Annotated in this window: 25 protein-coding genes; 15 read left to right on the top strand and 10 right to left on the bottom strand. The window is 30.0% G+C overall.

Going from position 1 to position 26,047, the window contains the following annotated elements:
* Nucleotides 1-10 precede the first annotated feature (10 nt).
* The 4 genes from GQ540_RS01710 to GQ540_RS01695 all read left to right on the top strand — a co-directional run bounded on the left by GQ540_RS01710 (nt 11) and on the right by GQ540_RS01695 (nt 3,773).
* The gene (locus tag GQ540_RS01710) at nt 11-1,336 is read left to right on the top strand and encodes an OmpP1/FadL family transporter (RefSeq protein WP_291796406.1); all 1,326 of its coding nucleotides are present in this window, start codon (nt 11-13) and stop codon (nt 1,334-1,336) included.
* A 106-nt stretch (nt 1,337-1,442) separates the two neighbouring features.
* Complete coding sequence (locus tag GQ540_RS01705; RefSeq protein WP_291796403.1) at nt 1,443-2,339, top strand: NifU family protein; 897 nt, start codon at nt 1,443-1,445, stop codon at nt 2,337-2,339.
* 6 nt (nt 2,340-2,345) lie between these two features.
* Nucleotides 2,346-3,074 (top strand): bifunctional demethylmenaquinone methyltransferase/2-methoxy-6-polyprenyl-1,4-benzoquinol methylase UbiE, encoded by a 729-nt coding sequence (ubiE, locus tag GQ540_RS01700; protein WP_291796400.1) that lies wholly within the window; start codon nt 2,346-2,348, stop codon nt 3,072-3,074.
* 3 nt (nt 3,075-3,077) lie between these two features.
* A complete protein-coding gene (locus GQ540_RS01695) occupies nt 3,078-3,773 on the top strand; it encodes a porin family protein (protein ID WP_291796397.1) in 696 nt (231 codons plus the stop codon).
* 10 nt (nt 3,774-3,783) lie between these two features.
* Here GQ540_RS01695 and GQ540_RS01690 read toward each other — a convergent pair whose 3' ends face one another.
* Nucleotides 3,784-4,506 (bottom strand): RNA methyltransferase, encoded by a 723-nt coding sequence (locus tag GQ540_RS01690; RefSeq protein ID WP_291796394.1) that lies wholly within the window; start codon nt 4,504-4,506, stop codon nt 3,784-3,786.
* Nucleotides 4,507-4,584: 78 nt separating this feature from the next.
* On the opposite strand from GQ540_RS01690, the gene GQ540_RS01685 reads away from it, so the two are divergent.
* The 3 genes from GQ540_RS01685 to accD all read left to right on the top strand — a co-directional run bounded on the left by GQ540_RS01685 (nt 4,585) and on the right by accD (nt 9,187).
* Nucleotides 4,585-7,035 (top strand): BamA/TamA family outer membrane protein, encoded by a 2,451-nt coding sequence (locus GQ540_RS01685; RefSeq protein WP_291796391.1) that lies wholly within the window; start codon nt 4,585-4,587, stop codon nt 7,033-7,035.
* Between the two features lie 118 nt (nt 7,036-7,153).
* Nucleotides 7,154-8,221, top strand: coding sequence for a class II fructose-bisphosphate aldolase (fbaA, locus tag GQ540_RS01680; protein WP_291796388.1), 1,068 nt, complete (start codon nt 7,154-7,156; stop codon nt 8,219-8,221).
* Between the two features lie 105 nt (nt 8,222-8,326).
* Nucleotides 8,327-9,187 carry an acetyl-CoA carboxylase, carboxyltransferase subunit beta gene (gene accD, locus GQ540_RS01675; protein WP_291796385.1) on the top strand — a complete coding sequence of 287 codons (861 nt, stop codon included), beginning with the start codon at nt 8,327-8,329 and terminating at the stop codon, nt 9,185-9,187.
* A gap of 48 nt (nt 9,188-9,235) precedes the next feature.
* On the opposite strand, the gene GQ540_RS01670 is transcribed toward accD, so the two are convergent.
* Nucleotides 9,236-10,093, bottom strand: coding sequence for a hypothetical protein (locus GQ540_RS01670; protein ID WP_291796382.1), 858 nt, complete (start codon nt 10,091-10,093; stop codon nt 9,236-9,238).
* Nucleotides 10,094-10,301: 208 nt separating this feature from the next.
* Here GQ540_RS01670 and rpsO point away from each other — a divergent pair, with 208 nt between their 5' ends.
* From rpsO to rpe, 4 genes are all read left to right on the top strand, one after another.
* Nucleotides 10,302-10,571 carry a 30S ribosomal protein S15 gene (rpsO, locus tag GQ540_RS01665; protein WP_291796379.1) on the top strand — a complete coding sequence of 90 codons (270 nt, stop codon included), beginning with the start codon at nt 10,302-10,304 and terminating at the stop codon, nt 10,569-10,571.
* A gap of 140 nt (nt 10,572-10,711) precedes the next feature.
* Nucleotides 10,712-12,916: a polyribonucleotide nucleotidyltransferase gene (locus tag GQ540_RS01660; RefSeq protein ID WP_291796376.1), complete on the top strand. Its 2,205-nt coding sequence runs from the start codon at nt 10,712-10,714 to the stop codon at nt 12,914-12,916.
* Nucleotides 12,917-13,087: 171 nt separating this feature from the next.
* Complete coding sequence (locus tag GQ540_RS01655; protein ID WP_291796373.1) at nt 13,088-13,951, top strand: sigma-70 family RNA polymerase sigma factor; 864 nt, start codon at nt 13,088-13,090, stop codon at nt 13,949-13,951.
* A gap of 79 nt (nt 13,952-14,030) precedes the next feature.
* Nucleotides 14,031-14,693, top strand: a complete 663-nt coding sequence (gene rpe / locus GQ540_RS01650; RefSeq protein WP_291796370.1) for a ribulose-phosphate 3-epimerase — start codon at nt 14,031-14,033, stop codon at nt 14,691-14,693.
* Between the two features lie 122 nt (nt 14,694-14,815).
* Here rpe and GQ540_RS01645 read toward each other — a convergent pair whose 3' ends face one another.
* A complete protein-coding gene (locus tag GQ540_RS01645) occupies nt 14,816-15,127 on the bottom strand; it encodes an isoamylase early set domain-containing protein (protein ID WP_291796367.1) in 312 nt (103 codons plus the stop codon).
* Between the two features lie 321 nt (nt 15,128-15,448).
* Between GQ540_RS01645 and GQ540_RS01640 the strand changes: the two genes are divergently transcribed.
* Genes GQ540_RS01640 through GQ540_RS01630 form a run of 3 tightly spaced genes read left to right on the top strand, consistent with a single transcriptional unit; the run spans nt 15,449 to nt 18,986 of the window.
* The gene (locus GQ540_RS01640; protein WP_291796364.1) at nt 15,449-15,934 is read left to right on the top strand and encodes an acetyl-CoA carboxylase biotin carboxyl carrier protein subunit; all 486 of its coding nucleotides are present in this window, start codon (nt 15,449-15,451) and stop codon (nt 15,932-15,934) included.
* A 51-nt stretch (nt 15,935-15,985) separates the two neighbouring features.
* Nucleotides 15,986-17,431 carry an acetyl/propionyl/methylcrotonyl-CoA carboxylase subunit alpha gene (locus tag GQ540_RS01635; protein WP_291796361.1) on the top strand — a complete coding sequence of 482 codons (1,446 nt, stop codon included), beginning with the start codon at nt 15,986-15,988 and terminating at the stop codon, nt 17,429-17,431.
* A gap of 13 nt (nt 17,432-17,444) precedes the next feature.
* Entirely contained in the window at nt 17,445-18,986 is a 1,542-nt protein-coding gene (locus GQ540_RS01630) for an acyl-CoA carboxylase subunit beta (protein WP_291796359.1), read from the top strand.
* Between the two features lie 26 nt (nt 18,987-19,012).
* Here GQ540_RS01630 and GQ540_RS01625 read toward each other — a convergent pair whose 3' ends face one another.
* From GQ540_RS01625 to tpiA, 4 genes are all read right to left on the bottom strand, one after another.
* Nucleotides 19,013-19,900, bottom strand: a complete 888-nt coding sequence (locus GQ540_RS01625) for a zinc-dependent peptidase (RefSeq protein ID WP_291796356.1) — start codon at nt 19,898-19,900, stop codon at nt 19,013-19,015.
* A 213-nt stretch (nt 19,901-20,113) separates the two neighbouring features.
* Complete coding sequence (locus tag GQ540_RS01620) at nt 20,114-20,389, bottom strand: ATP-dependent Clp protease adaptor ClpS (protein ID WP_291796354.1); 276 nt, start codon at nt 20,387-20,389, stop codon at nt 20,114-20,116.
* A gap of 17 nt (nt 20,390-20,406) precedes the next feature.
* Nucleotides 20,407-21,237 (bottom strand): 50S ribosomal protein L11 methyltransferase, encoded by an 831-nt coding sequence (prmA, locus tag GQ540_RS01615; protein WP_291796351.1) that lies wholly within the window; start codon nt 21,235-21,237, stop codon nt 20,407-20,409.
* 90 nt (nt 21,238-21,327) lie between these two features.
* Nucleotides 21,328-22,086, bottom strand: a complete 759-nt coding sequence (gene tpiA / locus GQ540_RS01610; protein ID WP_291796348.1) for a triose-phosphate isomerase — start codon at nt 22,084-22,086, stop codon at nt 21,328-21,330.
* Between the two features lie 212 nt (nt 22,087-22,298).
* On the opposite strand from tpiA, the gene pyrF reads away from it, so the two are divergent.
* On the top strand, nt 22,299-23,126 hold the full coding sequence (pyrF, locus tag GQ540_RS01605; RefSeq protein WP_291796346.1) for an orotidine-5'-phosphate decarboxylase: 828 nt from the start codon (nt 22,299-22,301) through the stop codon (nt 23,124-23,126).
* A gap of 315 nt (nt 23,127-23,441) precedes the next feature.
* Here pyrF and GQ540_RS01600 read toward each other — a convergent pair whose 3' ends face one another.
* The 3 genes from GQ540_RS01600 to GQ540_RS01590 all read right to left on the bottom strand — a co-directional run.
* On the bottom strand, nt 23,442-23,945 hold the full coding sequence (locus GQ540_RS01600; RefSeq protein ID WP_291796343.1) for a lipid-binding protein: 504 nt from the start codon (nt 23,943-23,945) through the stop codon (nt 23,442-23,444).
* 32 nt (nt 23,946-23,977) lie between these two features.
* Nucleotides 23,978-24,586, bottom strand: coding sequence for an immunoglobulin-like domain-containing protein (locus GQ540_RS01595; protein WP_291796340.1), 609 nt, complete (start codon nt 24,584-24,586; stop codon nt 23,978-23,980).
* Nucleotides 24,587-24,617: 31 nt separating this feature from the next.
* A partial coding sequence (locus tag GQ540_RS01590) for a SusD/RagB family nutrient-binding outer membrane lipoprotein (protein WP_291796337.1) occupies nt 24,618-26,047 on the bottom strand: 1,430 nt, incomplete at its 5' end.

Here is a 26,047-nt window from a genome sequence, read left to right as displayed (position 1 = left end):
TTAAAACATCATGAAAAAATTATATTTTATCGCAATGTTATGCATTGCTTACATTTCTAATGCGCAAACATTAAGTTATAATGATATTGGCGTATTGTTTTCAAAAGAAAACATAAACGGTACAGCACGTTACAATGCCATGAGTGGAGCTTTTGGAGCTTTAGGTGGCGATTTATCATCTATTGAAACAAATCCGGCAGGAGCTGCAGTATTTTTAAAAAGCGAGTTTTCATTATCATTAAATGTTAGTAATACTGAAACAGCTTCTTCGTTTTTTGGTACTAATGAATTATTAGAAAATGATTATTCAAATATTTCACAAGCGGGTGGTGTGTTTGTATTTGACGCCCGTAACAATTCTGAGTGGAGTAATTTTGCGATAGGGTTTAATTATAGCATGTCAAATAATTTTGAAGACCTATGGATAGCTAGTGGAAATAGTGGGTTTGCTCCTATTTCAGATTTTTATGATAATGATCCTGTTGTGTATATAAATTCTGACGGTCAATATTTTGAAAATTATACTGATGGACAAACAAATAAGTACTCTTTTACTTTTGCCTCACAATATAGAGACAATTTATATGTAGGCGCATCAATTAACACGTATGATGTTGAACATTACCAAAATGTACTTATTGAAGAGTACAATAACGATGGTAACGGAAATACTTTTGATATTTCTCAAACTCAAGAGCTTTTAACCTATGGTGATGGTTATTCTTTTAACGTTGGGTTTATATCAAAACCTAATAACAATGTTCGCTTTGGATTGGCTTACCAATCGCCTGTTTGGTATACGTTTGCAGAAGAGTTTGTTGAATTTGATGTAGACCTATTTGAAAATAACACATTTGTTGAAAATGATTTTTCTGGAACAAATGGGTTTGATTATAAATTAAGAACACCCAGTAAACTTACTGGTAGTTTTGCTTATATATTTGACAAACAAGGCTTGATTAGTGTAGATTATATTCACAAAAATTACAGCAATATAAAACTAAGCAATGCAAATTTTACAGATGAAAATATAACTTTTAAAAATGATTTAGAAAGCACTGGTCAACTACGAGTTGGTACTGAGTGGCGTTTTGAAAATCTTTCTCTAAGAGGTGGTTATCACATAGAAAAAAGTCCATATAAAGATGCTCCTGAAATTGAAGACATTGAAGGATACTCATTTGGAGCAGGTTACAAATTTAAAGGTGGAAAATTAGATGTTGCGTATCAAAAATCTACCAACACAAGTTTATACAGTATATATTCTCAAGTAAACCCTGTTGATTTAAATATTGACACTTCAAAAATCACAGCAACACTTGTACTAAACATTTAATTTACAATATATTAAAAATAAAAACGCCTCAAAATTGAGGCGTTTTTATTTTGTGGCAACTACATTCACTATGTTTTAGTACTTTTGCACAAATAAATTAAAAAAAATGGAAGCAATTTCACTAAAAATAGAAAAAACATCAACTGATGCTATTATAAAATTTACTGCAAATACAGTATTAATTAATGGTAGCTACCAATTTAATAATATTGATGATGCTAAAAACTCACCATTAGCACAGCAATTATTTCATTTACCGTTTATAAAACGTGTTTTTATTTCGGCAAATTTTGTGGCGGTTGAACGATTTAATATTGTTGAATGGAGCGATGTTGAGGAAGAAGTTAAAGAACAAATTGAAATTTATTTAAACAATCCCGGAGTTTTAGTTTTAGAAGAAAACGAACCTCAACAAAAAACACCTGTTGAAGTTTATACTGAAAAAACACCAAATCCTTCAGTATTAAAATTTGTTGCAAATAAAAAATTAGTAACTACCGATTTTGAATTTAAAACTATTGAAGATGCACAAAATGCACCATTAGCTACTGAGTTATATAATTTCCCGTTTGTAAAAGAAATTTTTATTTCAGAAAATTATGTTTCAATCACAAAAAATGATAGTGTAGAATGGGAAGAAATAATGATTGAAGTTAGAAGTTTTATAAAACAGTTTATTGCTGAAGAAAAAGAAATTGTTTCTTCAACTTTTAAACAAGAAAAAACCGAAGCCGTAACTAAAGAAACAGCCACAAATCTTGACGATGTTTCAAAACAAATTGTTAGCATTTTAGATGAATATGTTAAACCAGCAGTTGCAGCAGATGGCGGGAATATTGCTTTTCAATCATACGAACCAACTACACAAACAGTTCATGTGATTTTACAAGGTGCTTGTAGCGGTTGCCCATCATCAACCATTACTTTAAAAAACGGTATTGAAAACATGTTAAAACAATTAATACCTGGTAAAATAGGGCAAGTTGTAGCAATAAACAATTAAACTATAATGACTGAAAAAGTAAAACCCTATAAAGATTCTAACCTTGGTAAAAAAGAACAAGTTACCAAAATGTTTGATACAATATCAAAAGAATATGACGGTTTAAACCGCGTAATTTCTTTTGGGATTGATGTAAAATGGAGAAAAAAAGTAGTTGAAATTATTGGAAATACAAATCCAACATCAATTTTAGATATTGCTACAGGAACCGGTGATTTAGCAATTAATTTAGTTGAAACAAAGGCTGAGAAAATAATTGGTTTAGACATTTCAGATGGAATGCTTCAAGTTGGAAGAGAAAAAATTGAGAAACTAAACCTTACCAATACTATTGAAATGGTATTGGGAGATTCAGAAAAAATTCCTTTTGAAGACAATTCATTTGATGCAATTACAGTTGCATTTGGCGTTCGTAATTTTGAAGATTTAGAAAAAGGTTTATCAGAAATATATCGTGTGTTAAAAACTGGAGGTACTTTTGTTGTTTTAGAAACATCTGTTCCAACAAAAGCGCCATACAAACAAGGTTATAATTTTTATTCAACTAAAATATTACCTTTAATTGGTAAATTGTTTTCTAAAGACAAATCAGCTTATAAATATTTGTCAGATTCTGCTGCTGCATTTCCCTATGGAGAAGCCTTCAACAATATTTTACAAAAAATTGGGTTTATAGCTATTGAAAATAAACCGCAAACATTTGGAGTTGCTTCAATTTATATTGCAAAAAAATAATAAATGAAAAAAGTTTTTGTAACAGCTATATTAATTTCTTTCTTAATAAATACTGCCACAGCTCAAAAAAGAGATGTTGTACAATACAAACAAAACTGGGATAAACAAAAAGTATTTTGGGGCTATTACTTAGGCATAAACAATAGAGATTTTAAAATATCATACAACACAACTGATGTTTTTATAAATGTAAAAAGCTCTAGTGGTTTTGAAGTTGGTTTAATTGGTGATTTAAGGCTGCATAAAAATATAAATTTACGATTAGAACCAGGACTTTCAAGCAATACTAAAACTCTTGAATTTACTAATATTGAAGGCAATGATTTTGTTAGAGCCAGAGAAGTAAATGGCACGTATTTAAGAATTCCGTTATTATTAAAATTTAGTACTGATAGGTTGAATAATATGAGACCTTATGTAATTGGTGGTGTTTCTTACGATTATAATTTTTCAAGCAATCAAGACAACCCGAATGATAATTTAGATGGTGAATTTAGAATGACAAAAAACAATTTTATGTATGAAATTGGAATTGGCGTTGATTTATATTTACCCTTTTTCATTTTTTCCCCATCAATTAGAGGTGTTTTTGCTATAAATGATGAATTGGTAAGAGATATTGATCCAAATAGCCAATGGACAGGCCCAGTAGATTTTTTAGGTACTAGAGGTGTTTTTATAAAATTTGCTTTTCATTAAAAATATATGTTTAGCGTTTAAATTCGCTTAATAAAATTGCAGTAGCTGTAGCAACATTTAAACTTTCAGTTTGTTGAATTTCTCCAAATCTTGGTATTGAAATACTATTTGTGAGTACTTTTAAAATTTCAGTGCTAATTCCGTTTGCCTCATTTCCCATAACCAATACTGCATTTTTAGGCAACTCCGTTTTATACACATTTTCGCCATCCATTAACGACGCATATTTAGGTAAATCTACCGCATTAAGATAGGTTTCTAAATCTGCATAAACAATAGAAACTCTTGTTAAAGAACCCATTGTTGCTTGCACAACTTTAGAATTATAACAATCTACCGTGTTTTTTGAGCAAACAAGCTGATCTACTCCAAACCAATCGCATAATCTTACAATTGTTCCTAAATTTCCTGGATCATTTATTTCATCTAGAGCAACTATAAACCCTTCTTTTTTTGGCAATTCAACTTCAGGAATTTTAAAAAGTGCCAACACATTATTTGGCGTTTTAAGCGTACTTATTTTTTTTAATTCAGTTTCAGAAATTTGAGTTTTTGTTTCAATAGTATTAAACTCTAAATCATTCACACAAAACAAGTGTTCTAACTCAAAAGTTGAGTTTAAAAATTCATTTACAACTTTAGTTCCTTCAGCAATAAATAATTTATGCATAGTACGGTACTTTTTTTGTTGTAAACTCGTTATTAATTTTAATTGATTTTTACTTAAACCCATGTGTTTATTTATAAAAAATTGTAATTTGCTAATACCTTGAAAAGGTTTACTTTTGAAACAAATTTAAACTGTTATTTATTGAAAACCAATTTTATAATATTATTAATACTTATTAGTGTAAGTTATAACTTTTCTTCGTGTAATGCGGTGAAGTATGTTCCTGAAAATAAGCATCTATTAACTAAAAACACAATTTTTGTTAATGATAAAAAAAATATTGATGATGAAATAAACGATTATATTGTTCAACGTCCAAATCAATTAGTGTTAGGGATTCCTTTTCCGCTTCATTTTTACAATATTGGAAATAAAAATTTTGAAACTAATTTTGAAAAATGGAGGTTAGATCATCCTAAAAGTTTTTTTTCAGAGAAAAAAGTAAAAAAAATTAGAAATTTTAAATATAAAACGCATCAATGGTTTTTAAATAATGGTGAAGCTCCAGTACTTTTAGATTCTAAAAAAACAAACTTAACTATTAATAATTTAACACAACATTATATTAATGAAGGTTTTTTTAAAGTAAAAGTAACTTCAGAAGAACAATTGTTAAAAAACAAAAAAGTTGAAAATAGTTATTTTGTAAACACTGATAAACCATATGTTTTAGATACAATTACTACTACTATTGAATCTGTAATTTTAGACTCTATTTACAACGCTCAAAAAACCGAATCATTTATCCAAAAAGGCAGTCAGTTTAAACTTTCATTGTTTATAAATGAGCAAAATAGGCTTGCTAGTTTATTTAGAAATTCAGGTATTTTTAGGTTTAACAAAAATGCAATTACGTTTGAAGCTGATTCTGCAAATTATAAATCGAATGTAAACCTTGTAATTAATGATAGTATTGCAAATGTTCCTTTTAAAGTTCAAAAAATAAAAACCATCAGTATTTTTACAGATTATTCTTATAATACTAAAGACAATGTTATTAAAGATAGTTTAAGCTACAATGGCTATTCTTTTTTAGCTCAAAATGAATTAAAATACAATCCTAAATTGTTATTAAATTCTATTTTTATTGAACCAAATACAATTTATAAAGATGAAAACAGAGAACTAACTCGTAAACATTTAAGAAGCTTAAAAAACTTTAGATCGGTTGATATAAAATATAATGAGTTAGAAGATGACATGCTTGAGGCCTCTATTTTTTTAACTCCACTAAAAAAATATTCCATAGGTTTTAATACAGAATTAACACATTCAAATATTCGTCAGTTAGGAGTTTCTGGAAAATTATCATTTATAAATAAAAATATATTTAAAGGTGCTGAAATTTTTAAATTCTCAGTTCAAGGATCATTTTTAGACTCTAAAGATGCAGCTGATAATGAAAGCTTATTAAACGCTTGGGAAATTGGAGCCGATGTCTCATTAGAGCTTCCTCGGTTTTTAACTCCTTTCAACTCTGAAAAAATTATTTCAAAAAGAAAATCGCCAAAAACAACTTTTACAATAGGTACAAGTTTGCAGAAAAATATTGGCTTAGACAAACAAAAATTTACAGGAATTATTGATTACACTTGGGAATCTTCAACAACTAAAAAGCATAGTTTTCAATTGTTAAATACACAATTTATTCAAAATTTAAACGTGAATTCATACTTTGATATTTACAAATCTGAATTTTTAGAAATTGAAAATATTGCAAGCACATTTTTTAATGAAACCTTAAACACAACAAATGTTTTAGATTTTATAAATACAAATATTGATGCCAATTTTGAAACTACAAACCCTGAAGAATTTAAAATAGCACAAAACATAAAAACCAGATATAATATTATTACAGAAGATGTTTTAATTCCTTCAATTTCATATAGTTACACTTATAATAATAGTGAAAACTATAAAGATCTTGACTTTTCATTTTTTAGAGCTCGTATTGTTTCTTCAGGAAATCTAACTGCTTTATTAGCTACAAATAGAGATGAAAATAATGCAAAAACATTATTTAAAACACCTATTGCACAATACATTAGAACAGATTTAGAATACAAAAAATTCTGGAATTTATCTTTAGATAATGTGTTGGCTTTTAGAAGCTTTTTAGGAGTTGCTATTCCTTACGGAAACTCAAGCACTATTCCTTTTAGTAGAAGTTACTTTATTGGTGGTCCAAACGATTTAAGAGCTTGGAAAATTTATGATTTAGGTCCGGGATCTACTCAAAGCGGATTAGAATTCAACGTTGGAAATTTAAAATTTATAAGTAGCTTAGAATACAGGTTTAAAATAATTAACAGTGTTAAAGGCGCATTATTTATTGATGCCGGTAATATTTGGGATATTACTAATTCATCAGTAACAACTTCAAAGGCCAGGTTTAATGGTATAGATTCTCTAAAAGACATTGCTATTGGTTCAGGGTTTGGAGTTAGATACGATCTAAGTTTTATACTAATACGTTTAGATTTAGGGTTTAAAACTTACGAACCTTACCTTCCAGAAGGTAACAAATGGTTTTCTAATTATAACTTTAAAAAACCTGTTTATAATTTTGGTATTAGCTACCCTTTTTAAAAAAAGAATGCATTACTATTACGATTTCGCTTATTTTCTTTTCAAATAAGACAATTAAAAAGTATAATTGATTAATTTTGCATTAAAACATATCAATACTAATTACACATAAAATATTATGAGTCATACTATTAAACCAGGAGTTGTAACAGGGAAAGAGGTACAAGAAGTTTTTAAACTAGCAAAAGCAAAAAAATTCGCTTTACCAGCAGTAAATGTTATAGGTTCAAGTACAATTAATGCGGTTTTAGAAACTGCAAAAGAACTAAACGCACCAGTAATAATTCAGTTTTCAAATGGTGGTGCTCAATTTAATGCAGGAAAAGGGTTATCTAACGAAAATGAAAAAGCTGCTATTGCAGGAGCTATTGCTGGCGCAAAACACGTACATTCTTTAGCAGAAGCATATGGTATTCCTGTAATTTTACATACAGACCATTGTGCAAAAAAATTATTACCTTGGATTGATGGTTTATTAGATGCAGGTGAGCAATTTTATAAAGAAAATGGTGTGCCTCTATTTAGTTCACATATGATTGATTTATCTGAAGAATCACTTGAAGAAAACATAGATATTTGCAAAAGCTATTTAGAGCGTATGAGCAAAATTGATATGACTTTAGAAATTGAATTAGGTATTACTGGAGGTGAAGAAGATGGTGTAGATAATTCAGATGTTGACGTGTCAAAATTATACACTCAGCCAGAAGAAGTTGCTTATTCTTATGAAGAACTTAAAAAAGTAAGTGATTGCTTTACTATTGCTGCTTCATTTGGAAATGTTCATGGAGTTTACAAACCAGGAAATGTAAAGTTAACACCAAAAATATTAGATAATTCTCAAAAATTTATTGAAGAAAAACACAATACTGAAGCAAATCCAGTAGATTTTGTATTTCACGGTGGATCAGGTTCTTCACTTGAAGAAATAAGAGAAGCTATTGGTTACGGTGTAATTAAAATGAACATTGACACAGATCTTCAATTTGCTTATAACGAAGGAATTAGAGACTACATGAATGATAAAATTGACTATTTAAGAACACAAATAGGAAATCCTGAAGGAGCAGATCAACCAAACAAAAAACACTACGATCCAAGAAAATGGGTACGTGAAGGTGAATTAACATTTAAATCTCGTTTAATTCAAGCGTTTAAAGATTTAAATAATGTAAACACATTATAATCAACACAATAAAAAGTTAAATTAATAAAGAGAACATTTTTTTAGGTGTTCTCTTTATTTTTTTTAGTAATTTGCACCTCTATTTTCAACTAAAATAAAATAAGTATGTCATCTTGGTTTAAAAGAAAAGATAAAGGTATACAAACACCCACTGAAGAGAAAAAAGATGTACCAAAAGGTTTATGGTATAAAACTCCTAGTGGTAAAGTTATAGATACTGAAGAACTAAAACAAAACTACTATGTAAGCCCTGAAGATGGTTATCATGTTAGAATAGGTAGTGCTGAATATTTTGAAATTCTTTTTGACGAAAATAAGTTTGAAGAATTTGATGAAAATATGGTATCTAAAGATCCATTAAAATTTTCTGATAGCAAAAAATATACTGATAGACTTAAGCAAGCTTATGAAAAAACCAACTTAAAAGATGCTGTTAGAACAGCTGTTGGTAAATCATTTGGAAAGGATTTAGTTATTGCCGCAATGGATTTTAGCTTTATTGGTGGTTCAATGGGAAGTGTAGTTGGAGAAAAAATTGCACGCGCTATTGATTATTCAATAAAAAATAAAATTCCTTTTTTAATGATTTCAAAATCTGGTGGAGCCAGAATGATGGAAGCTGCAATATCTTTAATGCAATTAGTAAAAACATCGGCTAAATTAGCACAACTTGCCGAGGTAAATATTCCTTATATTTCTTTATGTACAGATCCAACAACTGGTGGAACAACTGCTTCTTATGCTATGTTAGGTGATATTAATATTGCTGAGCCTAATGCTTTAGTTGCATTTGCTGGGCCAAGAGTTGTAAAAGACACTACAGGTAAAGAATTACCTCCTGGATTTCAACGCTCTGAATTTGTACTAGAACATGGATTTTTAGATAAAATTATTGAACGTAAAAATTTAAAAAATCAAGTAAATTTATATATTGATTTAATTCAAAATTTACCAATTAGAAAATAAAAAAAGCGAGCTAAGCTCGCTTTTTTTATCAATTTATTTTATAAATATTTAGAACATTCTCCCTCTTAATGTAACTTCAAACTCTTCACCATCTTGGTTTGTTAAAATTGCAATATTATCGCAACTACCATCACCAAAATCTAATGTGCCTACTCTATCTCCTTTTTCTAATTCTAAAACTCCGCTTACAATAAATCTACAAGCCATTTCTCTTCTTAAAGGTTCTAATGCATTTGCAGACACTACAGTACCATCTTTAAATGTTGCTGACCAATTTCCAGTAATTAAAAACACATTATCTCCAAATGTTCTTGTATCATAACCTTCAATCCATTCTCTAGCTTTAGCTCCTTCTCTTGACGCAAAAACACCATCAGGCCAAGTTAGTGTTGTATTAAATGTAATTGTTGATTTTGGATTTCCGTTTTCATTTTCTCTTACTCTAACAATACTATTTCCGCCTTCAATATTTATTTCATTAAAATAAAAGTTTTCATAGGTATGCGTAATTGTTAAAGAATGCACATCGGTATCAATCGCATGGCTCATAATAATTTTCCCACTCAACACATTTCCACTTGGTAATTCACAGCCTTCACCAAAATCTAAAGTTACTGTTTTGGTTGTTTCGGTTAAAACAATAGTTTTTGTTAAGCAAGGTAAAAAATCATAAACTTTACTTTCAGTTTCAGTACTTTTAGATAAACCTTCAGTAGCAACAAAGAAATCATCTAAAAGGTTATCTACTTCATCAGACACATCATCAGCTTCAGCTACAGCAATTGCTTCATCGATTGAAATTTGTTCTGATACATTTACGGCTTCATCATCATTATTATTACAACTAATTAATAAGGTAGCGCTAACAAAAAGGACTGCCAATAATTTTAAATTTGAAATTTTCATAAGATTAAATTTTTAAGGGTTTAACAAATAATTAACTTTTAATGCTTCTAAGACATGAATTATTTTAAAAGGTTTAATTGAATTTGAAAAATAATTGAGATGTGCATGTAGTTGATTGTAAATCAAAATAATAATAGTATATTTGCGGCCTGTTTACTGTATATACAGTAATCATACATAAAAATTATTAATAAAAATTAATGTTAGCATGTACTTAACAAAAGAAAAAAAAGCAGAAATTTTCGCTAAACACGGTGAAACTGCAACAAACACTGGTTCTTCAGAAGGACAAATTGCACTATTTACTTTCAGAATTAACCATTTAACTGAACACTTAAAAAATAATCGTAAAGATTATAATACGGAACGTTCATTAGTTAGACTGGTAGGTAAAAGAAGAAATTTACTTGATTATTTAATTAAAACAGATATTGTAAGATATCGTGAGATAATTAAAGAATTAGGTTTAAGAAAATAATTTCAAAAAAAAAGAGGCAAATTTTGCCTCTTTTTTTTTAAACTAAACACACATTAAAGAAAGCATATATTAAACTTTTCATTGGTAAACACAACACAACAACTAAAACCAATTGTTTAATTAAAATTAAAACATTATTTATGATACCAAAGGTATTTAAAGAAATTATTGATTTAGGAGATGGAAGAACAATCTCTCTAGAAACAGGAAAATTAGCAAAACAAGCACATGGTTCTGTTGTAATTCAATCAGGAAATTGTATGTTATTATGTACAGTTGTTTCCAATTACGAACAAAAAGACCTTGGTTTTCTACCATTAACAGTAGATTACAGAGAAAAATTTGCTGCTGCAGGTCGTTACCCAGGTGGTTTTTTCAAGAGAGAAGCAAGACCAAGTGATGGTGAAGTATTAACAATGCGTTTAGTAGACCGTGTTTTACGTCCGTTATTTCCAAAAGATTATCAAGCAGAAACTCAAGTTATGATTCAGTTAATGTCTCATGATGATGATGTTATGCCTGAAGCTATGGCTGGTTTAGCTGCATCTGCTGCTATTCAATTATCAGATTTCCCATTTGAATGCGCTATCTCTGAAGTTAGAGTTGGTCGTGTTAATGGTGAATTTGTTATTAACCCAACACGTGCTCAATTAGCAGACTCTGATCTTGAGATGATGATTGGTGCTTCAGCAGATTCAGTAATGATGGTTGAAGGTGAAATGGATGAAGTTTCTGAGGATGAGATGGCTGATGCTATCAAATTTGCTCACGAAGCTATTAAAGTGCAAATTGCTGCTCAATTACGTTTAGCAGAAGCTTTTGGTAAAAAAGAAATTAGAGAATACAAAGCTGCTGAAGTAAACGAAGATTTAGAAAAAAGAGTACACGATTTAGCGTATGACAAATGTTACGCTATTGCTAAGAAGGGAACTTCTAAAGCGGAACGTAGTGCTGCATTTGCTGAAGTAAAAGAAGAAGTTAAAGCTTCATTTACTGAAGAAGAAACAGAAGAATTTGGTCATCTTGTTGGAGGTTATTACAGGAAAGCAGAAAAAGAAGCTGTTCGTGAATTAACATTAAGTGAAGGTTTACGATTAGATGGTAGAAAAACTGATGAAATTAGACCAATTTGGTGTGAAACAGATTACTTACCATCAACACATGGTTCTTCTATTTTTACACGTGGTGAAACTCAAGCTTTGGCAACGGTTACTTTAGGAACATCTAGAGACGCTAATAAAATTGATATGCCATCTTTTGAAGGTGAAGAAAACTTTTATTTACATTACAACTTCCCTCCTTTTTGTACAGGAGAAGCACGCCCTTTAAGAGGAACGTCTCGTCGTGAAGTTGGACATGGTAATTTAGCGCAACGTGCATTAAAAGGAATGATTCCTAATGATTGTCCTTATACCGTACGTGTTGTAAGTGAAGTGTTGGAAAGTAACGGTTCATCTTCAATGGCAACTGTTTGTGCTGGTACAATGGCTTTAATGGATGCTGGAGTTAAATTGACAAGACCAGTTTCTGGTATTGCAATGGGATTAATTTCAGATGGTGATCGTTATGCTGTTTTGTCTGATATTTTAGGTGATGAAGATCATTTAGGAGATATGGATTTTAAAGTTACTGGTACTTCTGAGGGAATTACTGCTTGCCAAATGGATATTAAAATTAAAGGATTGCCTTATGACATTTTAGTGGATGCTCTAAAACAAGCTCGTGCAGGTCGTTTACATATCTTAGGTAAAATTACTGAAACAATTGATGCTCCTGCTGAAAGTGTTAAAGAGCATGCGCCTACAATGGTTACGCGTAGAGTGCCTAACGAATTTATTGGTGCTTTAATTGGACCAGGTGGAAAAGTAATTCAAGAGATGCAAAAAGAAACTGGAACTACTATTGTAATTAATGAAGATCCAGTAACTGAAGAAGGTATTGTAGAAATATTAGGTGTTGGAAAAGAAGGTATTGATGCTGTATTAGCTAAAATTGATTCATTATTATTTAAACCAGCAGTTGGAAGTGTTTATGAAGTAAAAGTGATAAAAATGCTAGACTTTGGTGCTGTTGTAGAATATACAGACGCTCCTGGTAATGAAGTTTTATTACACATTTCTGAATTAGCTTGGGAACGTACAGACAACGTAACAGACATCGTTAATATGGGTGATGTTTTTGATGTTAAATATTTTGGAAGAGACCCAAGAACTAGAAAAGAAAAAGTATCACGTAAAGCTATTTTACCAAAACCTGAAGGTTTTAAAGAAAGACCTCCTCGTGAAAATAATAGAGATAGTCGTGGTGGTGATAGAGACAGAAAACCTAGACAAGATAGAAAGTAAATTTCTGTTAAAATAATTTAAAGCTTCTCAAATTGAGAAGCTTTTTTTATGCAAAATTTCAAAAAACAAAAAGTAAATTAATAATTTATCATTGTTTTTGTAACATTATTCAAATTACTACGTATAATATAATGTACACCATATACTAACAAAAATATCTTAGCTACTTAAATGAGACAACTTAAAATTACTAAACAGGTTACTAACAGAGAAACAGCATCATTAGATAAATATTTACAAGAAATTGGTAAAGTTGATTTAATTACTGCTGAAATGGAGGTAGAATTAGCACAACGAATTAGAGCCGGAGATCAAGCAGCTTTAGAAAGATTAACAAAAGCAAACTTACGTTTTGTTGTATCAGTAGCTAAACAATACCAAAATCAAGGTTTAACCTTACCCGATTTAATTAATGAAGGTAATTTAGGATTAATAAAAGCCGCAAAACGTTTTGATGAAACTCGTGGATTTAAATTTATTTCTTATGCTGTTTGGTGGATTCGTCAATCAATATTACAAGCGTTAGCTGAACAATCTCGTATTGTACGTTTACCGCTAAATAAAATTGGTTCTATCAATAAAATAAATAAAATGTATGCATTTTTAGAACAGGAAAACGAGAGACCTCCTTCTGCTGAAGAAATTGCAAAAAAATTAGATATGACTATTAATGACGTGAAAGAATCAATGAAAAATTCTGGTCGTCACGTATCTATGGATGCTCCTTTAATTGAAGGTGAAGATTCAAATTTATACGATGTATTAAACACCGGTGACTCTCCAAATCCAGATAGAGCATTATTACACGAATCATTAAAAGTTGAGATAGAACGCGCTCTTGAAACATTAACGCCTAGAGAAGCTGATGTGGTTCAATTATACTTTGGTTTAGGTGATGCACACCCAATGACTTTAGAAGAAATTGGAGAAACGTTTGATTTAACACGCGAACGTGTTCGTCAAATTAAAGAAAAAGCAATTAGAAGATTAAAACATACTTCAAGAAGTAAAATCTTAAAAACATACTTAGGATAATAATCAAAAGAAAAACGCTCGAAATATCGAGCGTTTTTCTTTTTTAAGTAATACTTTTGTAAAAACAACAACTTATAAAATGAATAAATTTATTGCTCCTTCAATTTTAGCTGCCGATTTTGGCAACTTACAACGTGATATTGAAATGATAAACGATAGCAAAGCTGATTGGTTTCATATTGACGTTATGGATGGTATATTTGTACCAAATATATCATTTGGAATGCCTGTTATAAATGCTATTAAAAAACACGCTACTAAAACAATGGATGTTCATTTAATGATTGTTGATCCTGACAGGTATATTAGCGACTTTAAAAAAGTAGGTGCTGATATTCTAACGGTACATTATGAAGCATGTTCACATTTACACCGTACAATTCAAGCTATAAAAGCAGAAGGAATGAAAGCTGGTGTATCATTAAATCCACACACACCTATTGCAGTTTTAGAAGATATTATTACTGATTTAGATTTGGTATTAATAATGAGTGTCAACCCTGGTTTTGGTGGGCAAAGTTTTATTGAAAATACCTATAAAAAAGTTGAACAACTAAAAAATTTAATTGAATATACAGGTTCAAATGCGCTTATAGAAGTTGATGGTGGTGTAACTAATCAAAATATAGAACAACTTTCTGAGGCTGGTGTTAACGCTTTTGTTGCAGGTAGTTTTGTTTTTAAAAGTAGTAACCCAACTGATACTATTAGTAATTTAAAAAATTTAATTTCACAAGAATAGTTATCTAGATTCTAAATAAAAAAAAGGAATTAAAAGCAGACGTGCTACTTTAGATTCCTCTTTTTTATTATATAAATAGTTTCAACAACTTTTAAATTAAGTTGCAACTTAACATTTCAAAATTATAATGCTAGTACTGAGTTTTCTTCAGCATCAATACCATTATTAACATACTTATCAGCACTTTCATCATTTACCCATTTTTCACCGTCTAATAAATATTTGAATTGGTATTCATTTTCAGTTGGCAAATCAATGATCGCTTTAAATGATCCATTTTTTAATTTTTTCATACTAACTGGTTCAGCGGTATTCCAATTATTAAATTCACCTAACAATTCAACTTTGCTAGCTCCATTTACAGTTTCCTTATCCATTAAAAATGTAACTTTACAAACTGGTTTGCTTTTTAAAAATTGCTTCTTTAAACTCATAATATTTTTTTTTAAATTTTACTCAACAAAAATAACTTAGAATAAGGTAATTTTATACAACTCATTTTTCATATTTATATACTAAATTGATAAGTTTACAAGTAAACTTTCTATACATGTTAATTTTGCACATTAAATAACTTCAATAAAATAAAATACTAATAACGTTACATTTTTAAATATCCTCAAATATCAACTACATATTTAAACTTAAATAGTAGTATCGTTAAGAAAAGACCTTAAAGCATCACTTATTCATAAATAATTGAATATCTTTATATAATCAATTACATTATAATTAGCATCTTTAATATTAATACTATGGATAAAAATTTTAAAGTAAAAGTAAATGATTCTTCAAGCTACGATTTTAAAGCTTCAGACATTAAAAAGTTAGATGTATTAAACTTATCCAAGTCAAAACTTCATGTTATAAACAACAACAAATCTTTTAACATAACACTTGAAGAATCTAATTTCTTAAATAAAGAATATGTAGTTAATGTAAACTCAAATAGGTACACTATTAAAATTTCGAATGAATTAGATGTACTTATTAAACAGTTAGGTTTTTCAGTTGGCTCATCCAAAAAAGAAAATGATATTAAAGCTCCTATGCCCGGCCTTATTTTAAGTATAAATGTAAAAGTTGGGCAAAAAGTAAACGAAGGTGATCAATTACTAATATTAGAAGCTATGAAAATGGAAAATTCAATTAGCTCTCCAAAAGAAGGTATTGTTAAATCAATCCATCTCAAAATCGGTGAAACTGTTGAAAAAGGAGTTCTAATGATTGAATTAGAATAAAGCCCTTCTCTACCTAATTTCTGTATTCTTAAAATTTTAAACTTCATTAAAATGAAAAAAATATTAATAGCAAATAGAGGTGAAATAGCCATTAGGGTTATGAAAACTGCAAAAAAAATGGGTATTAAAACAGTTGCTGTTTATTCTGAAGCAGACAGAAATGCGCCACATGTTAGATTTGCTGATGAATCGGTTTGTATTGGTGAAGCCCCTTCAAACAAATCGTACCTTTTAGGTGATAAAATTATTAAAGAAGCTAAAAAACTAAACGTAGATGGCATTCATCCTGGTTATGGTTTTTTAAGTGAAAATGCCAATTTTTCTGAATTATGCGAAAAAAATAATATTATATTTATTGGCCCAAAATCTAAATCTATTCGTATGATGGGCAACAAATTAGCGGCAAAAGATGCCGTTAAAGATTACAATATCCCAATGGTTCCTGGAGTTGACAGAGCAGTTACTGCCCCAAAAGAAGCTTCAGAAATTGCACGAGAAATTGGGTTTCCAATATTAATTAAAGCTTCTGCAGGTGGCGGCGGAAAAGGAATGCGGATAGTTGAACATGAAAAGGATACTGAAGAACAAATGGCTAGAGCAATTAGCGAAGCGACTTCAGCCTTTGGTGATGGATCTGTTTTTGTTGAAAAATACATTACTTCACCTCGTCACATTGAAATTCAAGTGTTAGCAGATAGCCACGAAAATGTATTGCATTTTTTTGAAAGAGAATGCAGTATTCAACGTCGACATCAAAAAGTAGTTGAAGAAGCTCCGTCATCAATTTTAACTCCAGAATTAAGAGAAGAAATGGGACAAGCAGCCATTAAAGTTGCAAAATCTTGTGATTATTTGGGAGCTGGTACCGTTGAATTTTTAGTTGATAGCAACCTTAATTTCTATTTTCTAGAAATGAATACTCGTTTACAAGTTGAACATCCAGTAACTGAATTAATTTCTGGTGTAGACTTAGTAGAACTTCAAATAAAAATTGCAAGAGGCGAAGCAATTTCAATAAAACAAGAAGATTTAAAGATAAATGGACATGCGCTAGAATTACGTGTTTATGCTGAAGATCCAATGAATGATTTTTTACCTAGCGTTGGAAATTTAAGCACCTATAAAATCCCGGTTGGTGAAGGTATTAGAGTTGATGACGGATTTGAAGAAGGAATGGATATTCCTATTTATTATGACCCAATGCTTTCAAAATTAATCACCTACGGAAAAACACGTAATGAAGCTATTCAATTAATGATAAAAGCTATTGACAATTATAAGGTTGAAGGAGCTAAAACCACATTGTCTTTTGGTAAGTTTGTTTGTCAACACGAAGCTTTTATTTCAGGTAATTTCGATACTCATTTTGTAAAAAATTATTACACTCCTGAAAAGCTTCAGGCTGGTTTAGAAGAAGAAGCTAAAATAGCAGCCCTAGTAGCATTAAAAATTTATTTAGAAGATCAAAAAAAATTAAGAGTTCCTCTTACTAACTAATTACACAATTCTTATGGATTCAAAAATTGAAAAATTAAACAAACGAGTTGCATTAGCAAATTTAGGTGGTGGAAATGAACGAATTAAGAAACAACATGCAAAGAAAAAACTTACTGCACGAGAACGTATTGACTATTTATTAGACGAAGGTTCTTTTGAAGAAATGGGTGTTTTAGTTACACATAGAACCACAGATTTTGGAATGGAAAATGAAATCTATTTTGGAGATGGTGTTGTAACCGGTTATGGTACAATTAACGAAAGATTGGTGTATGTTTTTGCACAAGATTTTACAGTGTTTGGAGGAGCATTATCCGAAACTCACGCTGAAAAAATTTGTAAAATAATGGATCAGGCAGTTAAAGTTGGTGCTCCTTGTATTGGCTTAAATGACTCTGGTGGGGCACGAATTCAGGAAGGTGTTAGATCTCTTGGTGGTTATGCTGATATTTTTTATAGAAATGTACAAGCATCGGGTGTTATTCCACAGCTTTCAGCAATTATGGGACCGTGCGCCGGTGGTGCCGTTTATTCTCCTGCAATGACAGATTTTACTTTTATGGTTGAAGACACTAGTTATATGTTTGTAACGGGTCCCAATGTGGTAAAAACAGTTACTAACGAATCTGTAACTGCTGAAGAATTAGGAGGTGCAAGTACACATTCAACAAAATCTGGTGTTACGCATATTACTTCAGCTAACGATATTCAATGTTTAGAAGACGTTAAAACGCTGTTAAGTTACATTCCTCAAAATAATAAAGAAACAACTAAAAAGTTACCGTATAAAATTAATGATGAATTAAGATTACAACTTGAAACAATTATCCCTGAAAACACAAACAAACCTTATGATATGCACAAGGTTATAAATGGGATTATTGATAAAGCATCTTTTTTTGAAATTCATAAATATTTCGCTGAAAACATTATTGTTGGATTTGCTCGGTTAGCTGGTAGAAGCATTGGAATAGTTGCAAACCAACCTATGAATTTAGCAGGTTGTTTAGATGTAAACAGCTCAGTAAAAGCTGCTCGTTTTACACGTTTTTGCGATTGTTTTAATATTCCTTTATTGGTTTTAGTTGATGTACCTGGTTTTTTACCTGGAACAGACCAAGAATGGAATGCAATAATCACAAATGGCGCTAAATTATTATATGCTTTAAGTGAAGCTACAGTTCCAAGAATTACCGTAATTACGCGAAAAGCATATGGTGGAGCTTATGATGTGATGAATTCAAAACACATTGGGGCAGATATGAATTTTGCATGGCCAACTGCAGAAATTGCTGTAATGGGTGCAAAAGGTGCTGCTGAAATAATTTTTAAAAACGAAATTAAATCGGCTAAAAATCCTGAAGAAAAACTGAAAGAAAAAGAAGCTGAATACGCTTTAAAATTTGCAGATCCATACAGAGCCGCAAGAAGAGGTTTTATAGATGAAGTTATTTACCCGAAAAATACACGAAGAAAATTAATTAAAGCTTTTCAAATGTTAGAAGGTAAAGATGTAAATTTACCTAAAAGAAAACACGGTAATATCCCATTATAAGGAAACTATTAAACAGTATAAATTTTTTAATTGTTGTAAACTTTTCCACAACATTTTTTAAACTTTAAACCACTTTTACAAGGACAAGGATCGTTTCTTCCAATTGTTAGTTTTATTTTTTTTATTTTTCTTGAATCCATTTTCTGATTGAAAATTTTTTCTAACAATTCATATAATTCAGGATGCTTTTTTGCTAATAGTTTTGGGCGCTCAAAGAAGTATTCGCTAGCGACAGAAAAAAACTCAGCTTTATTAGTTCCTCCGTATGGATTTATATCTGACTCCTCATCAAATATTTCATCAATCTTTTTATTAATTAAATCTATCCAAGGTATTGTATATTGCTTTTCTAGCAACAAAGAAGGAACTCCATCAATATATCCATCTATTTTATCTATAAGATGAATAAATTCGTGAATTGCAGTGTTTTTTTTATCCATTTCATTTTCAAAACCATGCCTTAATGCTTGTTTTGAAAGTACCATCATATTATCCATATAACCAGTTCCTACCATTCCTAAAATACTTCTATTTGAGCCTTCGGTTTCAAACTTATTATTAAACATTGTTGGATATAATAAAACTTCTTTAATATTGGTATATCTCCATGTATCAAAGCCAAAAATTGGAATAATAGCACTTGATGCTACTAATAATTTATCTGTGACATTAATAGACGTTTCAATTCCTGTAATTCTACAATTCAATAAAAATTCTTGAACTCTATACTCAAATCTAATTTTTTCTTCTTCGTTTAAAGAATTATAAAATGCAACATTTTTTTTTAATATAATTCTTTTGTCACCATTAAAAGGTTCTGTTGGTTTAAGCCATTTTTCTTTAAAATTTTTATTCTTTTTGAAAACAAAAACGCCAATAATGGCTATTGAAATAAAACTAAGGAAATAAACCATTTAAATTGAATTATTATAAAGTTAGGTAAAAATACAATTAAATTGAAGAGAAGATAAAAACCTTGTAAAAGCAAGATTTTACGGTAAGCTATTAAGTATAAAATCGTCTAATAAACAAAGAGTTACGATTTTTATCTTTTTAAAATTTAATTGAATGTTCTTTTGGTTAGTTGACTCTTTAGAAAAAGTCAGTATTTTTTAATATTGACTTTTTTAAATAATTTCAGCAGATAACCCTTTCGTTAAAAGTCTTGTACATCGAGGTTTTAAATCGTTGTATTCACCTGTTTTAACAGTACATTTTCCTTTATAGTGAACTAATAAAGCACATTGTTCAGCTTGTTCCAAAGTATGATCACAAATATCAATTAACGAATCAATTACGTGATCAAAAGTATTCACATCATCATTAAACAAAACAATCTCATTCTGATTGGTTTCTTGCTCTAATACATCAACTTCTTCTTCTATTTTTCTCTTTGTACTCATACTGCTAAAATAAAAAATTATTTTAAATACTTCAAAGACACCCAGTTATTACGTTCAATAACTTTATTTAAAGTTAAACCAAATTTAGAAACTGCAGCATCAATAATTGGAATATCTTCTTTATAAAAACCACTAAATAAAATAACACCTTCTGCATTTAAACAATTCATATAAGTATCCATATCATTCAATAAAATATTCCTATTGATGTTTGCAATAATTACATCATACTTTTTATCAGCTAAAAGTGAAGCATCACCTTCGAAAACCGAAATTTGTTTACAATTATTTCTTTCTACATTTTCTAAAGAATTTTCATAACACCAAGTATCAATATCAATAGCATCAATTGGTTGAGCTCCTTTCATTTCAGCAAAAATGGCTAAAATTCCTGTTCCGCAACCCATATCTAATGTTTTCTTATTGGTTAAATCTAACTGTAATAATTGCTGCACCATCATATGTGTAGTTTCATGATGCCCTGTGCCAAAACTCATTTTTGGTTCAATTACAATATCATATTTTAAGTTTGGATTTTCGTGAAAAGGTGCTCTAATACTTACCAAACCATCTACTTGAATTTGGTTAAAATTCTTTTCCCATTCACTATTCCAATTGGTTTGTTCAATTACCTCTTCTTTATAACTAATTTCAAACTCATCAGAATTTAAAATTTGAATATTATTTAAAATTTCTGCATTCCAGTCATTTTCCTGAATATAAGCCGAAACACCATCTTCATTTTCAACAAAACTTTCAAAACCTACAAAACCTAACTGTGCAATTAAAATCTCAGTAGCTGGTTCTTTTGGTAGTACTTTAAAAGTGTACCTAATATAATTTATCATATCTGTTTTATTATAAAATGCAAAAATACGGTTTCCTTTTACAACAAAAGAAAACCGTATTTATATTTTAAACTATTTTTTAATATTGGCTTAGAATGATTTTACCAACGCAATAAAATCTTCAGCATTTAAAGCTGCACCACCTATTAAACCTCCATCAACATCTTCTTTAGAAAATATCTCTTTTGAGTTAGAAGGTTTTACACTTCCTCCATATAAAATTGATACATTTTCAGCAACTTCAGTAGTGTATTTATCAGCAACAATTTTTCTGATAAAAGCATGCATTTCTTGTGCTTGTTCTGGCGAAGCTGTTTCACCTGTTCCAATTGCCCAAACTGGCTCGTATGCTAAAACTATATTTTCCCAAGCTGAAGCTTCTAAATGAAATAATCCATTTTTTATTTGGCTTTCAACTACATTAAAATGATTGTCAGATTTTCTATCTTCTAATACTTCACCAAAACAAAATATTACTTCTAAGTTGTTTGCCAAAGCTGCATTTACTTTTTCAGCTAAAATAGCATCAGTTTCACCAAAATATTCACGTCTTTCTGAATGTCCTAAAATCACAGTTTTTAATCCCAGTGAAGTTAACATTTCAGCAGAAATTTCTCCTGTAAAAGCTCCACTTTTAGCTTGATGCATATTTTGAGCAGCAACCTCAACTGCTGAACCATCTGTAGCTCTAACAACTTCAGTTAAGTTAACAAATGTAGGCGTTACAATAACTCTAGTGTTATTAAGTGTTAAACCTTGCACATTGGCAACAACTTCATTTGCTAATTGTATTGACTCTTGAATATTTTTATTCATTTTCCAGTTACCTGCAACTATTTGTTTTCTCATGATAGTATATTTTTTACTTTTTTATTGTTCAAATTAATCTCACAAATTTACAATTTATCATTTAAATAATAACCTTCTAAATAGTTCTTTGCGCAATCGTTTTCGATTTGTTACCAAAATCAATTTTAGTTTTATTGATTGTTTTATTTGATGAACAACTATAACTTACCATTTTAAAATTATTACTTTTGCATAATTCTTAATTTAAACCAATGAACAGACAAGAACTTATTGCTCAAATTCAACAAAAAAAATCGTTTTTATGTATTGGTTTAGATGTAGATTTAAGTAAAATTCCAGCACATTTACTAGCTGAAGAAGATCCAATTTTTGAATTCAATAAACAAATAATAGACGCAACACATCATTTAGCTGTTGCCTATAAACCTAATACTGCTTTTTACGAAGCTTACGGAATTAAAGGTTGGCAAGCTTTAGAAAAAACCATTAATTACATTAACGCTAATTATTCCGAAATTTTTACCATTGCTGATGCAAAACGTGGAGATATTGGAAATACATCAACAATGTATGCAAAAGCTTTTTTTGAAGATTTAAATTTTGATTCGGTTACAGTTGCTCCATATATGGGAAGTGATTCTGTTGAACCTTTTTTAGCTTTCGAAAATAAAACTACCATATTATTGGCTTTGACTTCCAACAAAGGTGGACTTGATTTTCAAGGTCTAAAAACTGAAGATAACGAATTATATAAAGAAGTTATAAAAACAGCTTTAACGTGGAGAAATTCTGACAATTTAATGTTTGTTGTTGGAGCTACAAAAGCTGAATATTTTTCAAAAATTAGAAAAATTGCTCCTAATCACTTTTTATTAGTTCCTGGTGTTGGCGCACAAGGTGGAAATTTACAAGATGTTTGCAAGCATGGAATTACTAAGGATTGTGGTTTGCTAATTAACTCTTCAAGAGGAATTATTTATGCCGGAAATGATGAAAATTTCGCAAAAGACGCACAATGTGAAGCATTAAAACTACAACAGCAAATGGAAACTATTTTAAATGAAAAAAGCCAAGGTTAATGACTCCTCGGCTTATATAATTCAAACAATTACGTTTTTGTTTTTTCAATCTAATAAATTAATTCAAAGTAACTATACAACTGAAAACAAAGCTTGTAATTATACAGCTAAATTACAGCTAGTTTCATTTAATAATCGGCATTTGATTTGAATGGTTTTATTTATGATTTAAAAGTGTATAAATCCTCTATGAAAACATTAGCAAACTTTACTTTCAAAAAGAATATGCTCTGAAATTAGAACTTCCTTTAAAAACATAAAAAAGACTGCCCTTTCAGACAGTCTCTTTCAATTAATTTATAAATGCATATTACATTAATAATGCGGATTTTCATCTTCTAAAAAGCCTGTTTTTTTATGACCTTTAAAAACATAGTTTACCCCTGGAGCCCAATCAAATTCGGCTTCAAAATAAATTTCATCAACTAATGTATTACTTGTTGTAATATAAGTCTCTTTTGTAATAGTTCCATTAGTAAGTATTACAGTTCCTCCATAAAGCACTTCAATTCCATCGTCACCTGTAAATGTTAGGCCAGATGTATTTGTTATAACTTTAGTCTTAATTTCCATCCAATTAAAATGGTCATCAATCCACATTACACCATCATCGGCAGCTGTATTGTAAGTGCTTAGAGTTACATAGTCACCTCCATAAGCAGGTGTTTCACCGTCTGGCTCAAGTGCTATAACCCACCAATCAGCGGCCATAGTGTTTACAGATGATTCAGCTACTGTATAATCTTCATATCCTTCATTTGGAGAACATGCTGCAACTAACAATAAACTAAGTATTAAAATTTTTATAGTATGTTTCATTGTATTAATTTTTATATTTTTATTTATTAATCTTAGTTATATGCAAAAACATAATTCCAACCCGTTGAGAATGTAATATCAAAAGTATTTGTTATTGGATCATAAATACCATCTGCATCATTAACTGTACTATAGTTATAAGGTTGATCTATAACGTACATTACATCTCCGTCCATTTGAAAATAAAGTGGCAATATTCCACCCCCACCCATATCAGTAGCGTAAAAAATGCTTGTCGTTCCAGCTACTAAAGAAATATTCCCTGTTCTTGTTGGTGTATTTGTATCATAAATATCACCCGAAACATCAGTTCCAACTATTGAAGGATTATGAACAATAACAGTTTGAGATACACTACCATCATAACCATCTGAATTGGTTGCTGAATAACTTATGTTAAACACTCCTATATCACTTGTATCAACTGATCCACTAATTGTTACTTCTATTTCATTTTCACCTTCCATAGCTATTGCTGAAGGTGTAAAAGATTCTCCAATTTCAAGTATTACAAAAGGTTGATAATCAAATGTTGGAAAATTTGTTATTGTAGATTCTATAGGATCCTCCTCGGTACAAGAAACTATTGCTAAGATTGCAAATACCGAAAATAATTTTATTATTTTATTTTTAATTTTCATTATTTTATATTTTTAAGATTCAACTATACTACTACTTTTGATCCCACCAAACTTTCTCAGTAATTGATCCTTTTTGTGTTATATTTGGATTTTTTGTTACTTCTGTGTCTGGGTAAAAAATTGTATTTGGAGTTTGATTACCAGTTAATACAGAGCTTACAGATACTACTAAATTTCCTATAGAATAATCTTCATTTCCAAGTGTTGTAGTTTCTGGATATTGAGTTCTATTTACTTCAAAAAATGCTTCAATATTATTGATATAAGCTAATGAAGCCCATTTTTGAATCATTACTTGTCTTAAAGACGTTTCAACACCTGCTGATGCTACATATTCGTAATTCCCTCCAGAACTAATCAAATCTTGAGCATCATTTGTATCTAAACCATAAGTTGCAAATGAATTTATTACCCCTTGATTATATGCAGCGTTTGCACCTGCGCCTCCTGCATATCTAATTAAAGCTTCAGCTTGTAAAAAGTTACTTTCAGAAACAGTTAGTAGATAAACTGGTGTTGTTGAAACAACATTTGGTCTCGTAAAATTAGCTGCAACTTCAGAAGCAAAACTTCCTCTATCTCCTTGAATTAATCCTCTAAATAAATTTTCATCATTTCTACGATAAACAGCTTCCAGTCTAGAATCTCCATTTGCAGTATAAAATTCAATTAATGATGAACTACCTACATTATTTACATCTCCTAATCTATCTAACTGCACATCATAAAATGGATTTGCCTTATTTTGCGCATCTTCATAAATTGCAAATCTAGCATCAGAAGTAATAAAATTATTATCGTTAATAAGCGCCATAACTCCAGCTGAATTAGCTTGACTAGTATATGCCATTCTTAAATATAACTTCAATTTTAAAGTATTAGCAAACTTCATCCAATCACTCATATCTGCATTATAAATAGCATCCTGAGACCCTACTGTTGATGCAGATGGATTATTGTTATATTGAGTAACAGCAGCTTCTATTTCAGCTATTAAACCTGTGTAAACATCACTACCTGCATCTAAATTTGGTGTTATATTTTCAGAACCCAATAAAGCTTCAGAATAAGGAATATCACCGTACAAATCTGTCAACACTTGGAAAGTATAAACTCTTAATAATGTAGCAATTAAATACGTTCCTGTATCTCCGTCTTCAGTAGATTTATTAATTACATAGTTTAGATCGTTTAAACAACCTGCATATAATTCATTCCATAATCTATCAGAAAAATCTGTATTCATATTATAGGTGTCAATGTTTGTATATTGACTTGCACTTGGCGACTGTGTATGATATTGCGCCAAGAACCCACCTAAATTTGTTAATTGCCCTCCCAAACCTGTTACCAAAGAACCTTGAGCAGCAGTTAATACTAAACTCTTTTCAACATCAGTTGGTGTGTTTGGGTTTGTGTTTATGTCTAATTCATCTTCACAAGCTGTTAAAAGAGCGAAGA

This window comes from Lutibacter sp. (assembly GCF_013139515.1).
In the GTDB taxonomy this organism is placed as follows: domain Bacteria; phylum Bacteroidota; class Bacteroidia; order Flavobacteriales; family Flavobacteriaceae; genus Lutibacter.
This window is presented reverse-complemented; position numbering and strand designations above follow the sequence as displayed.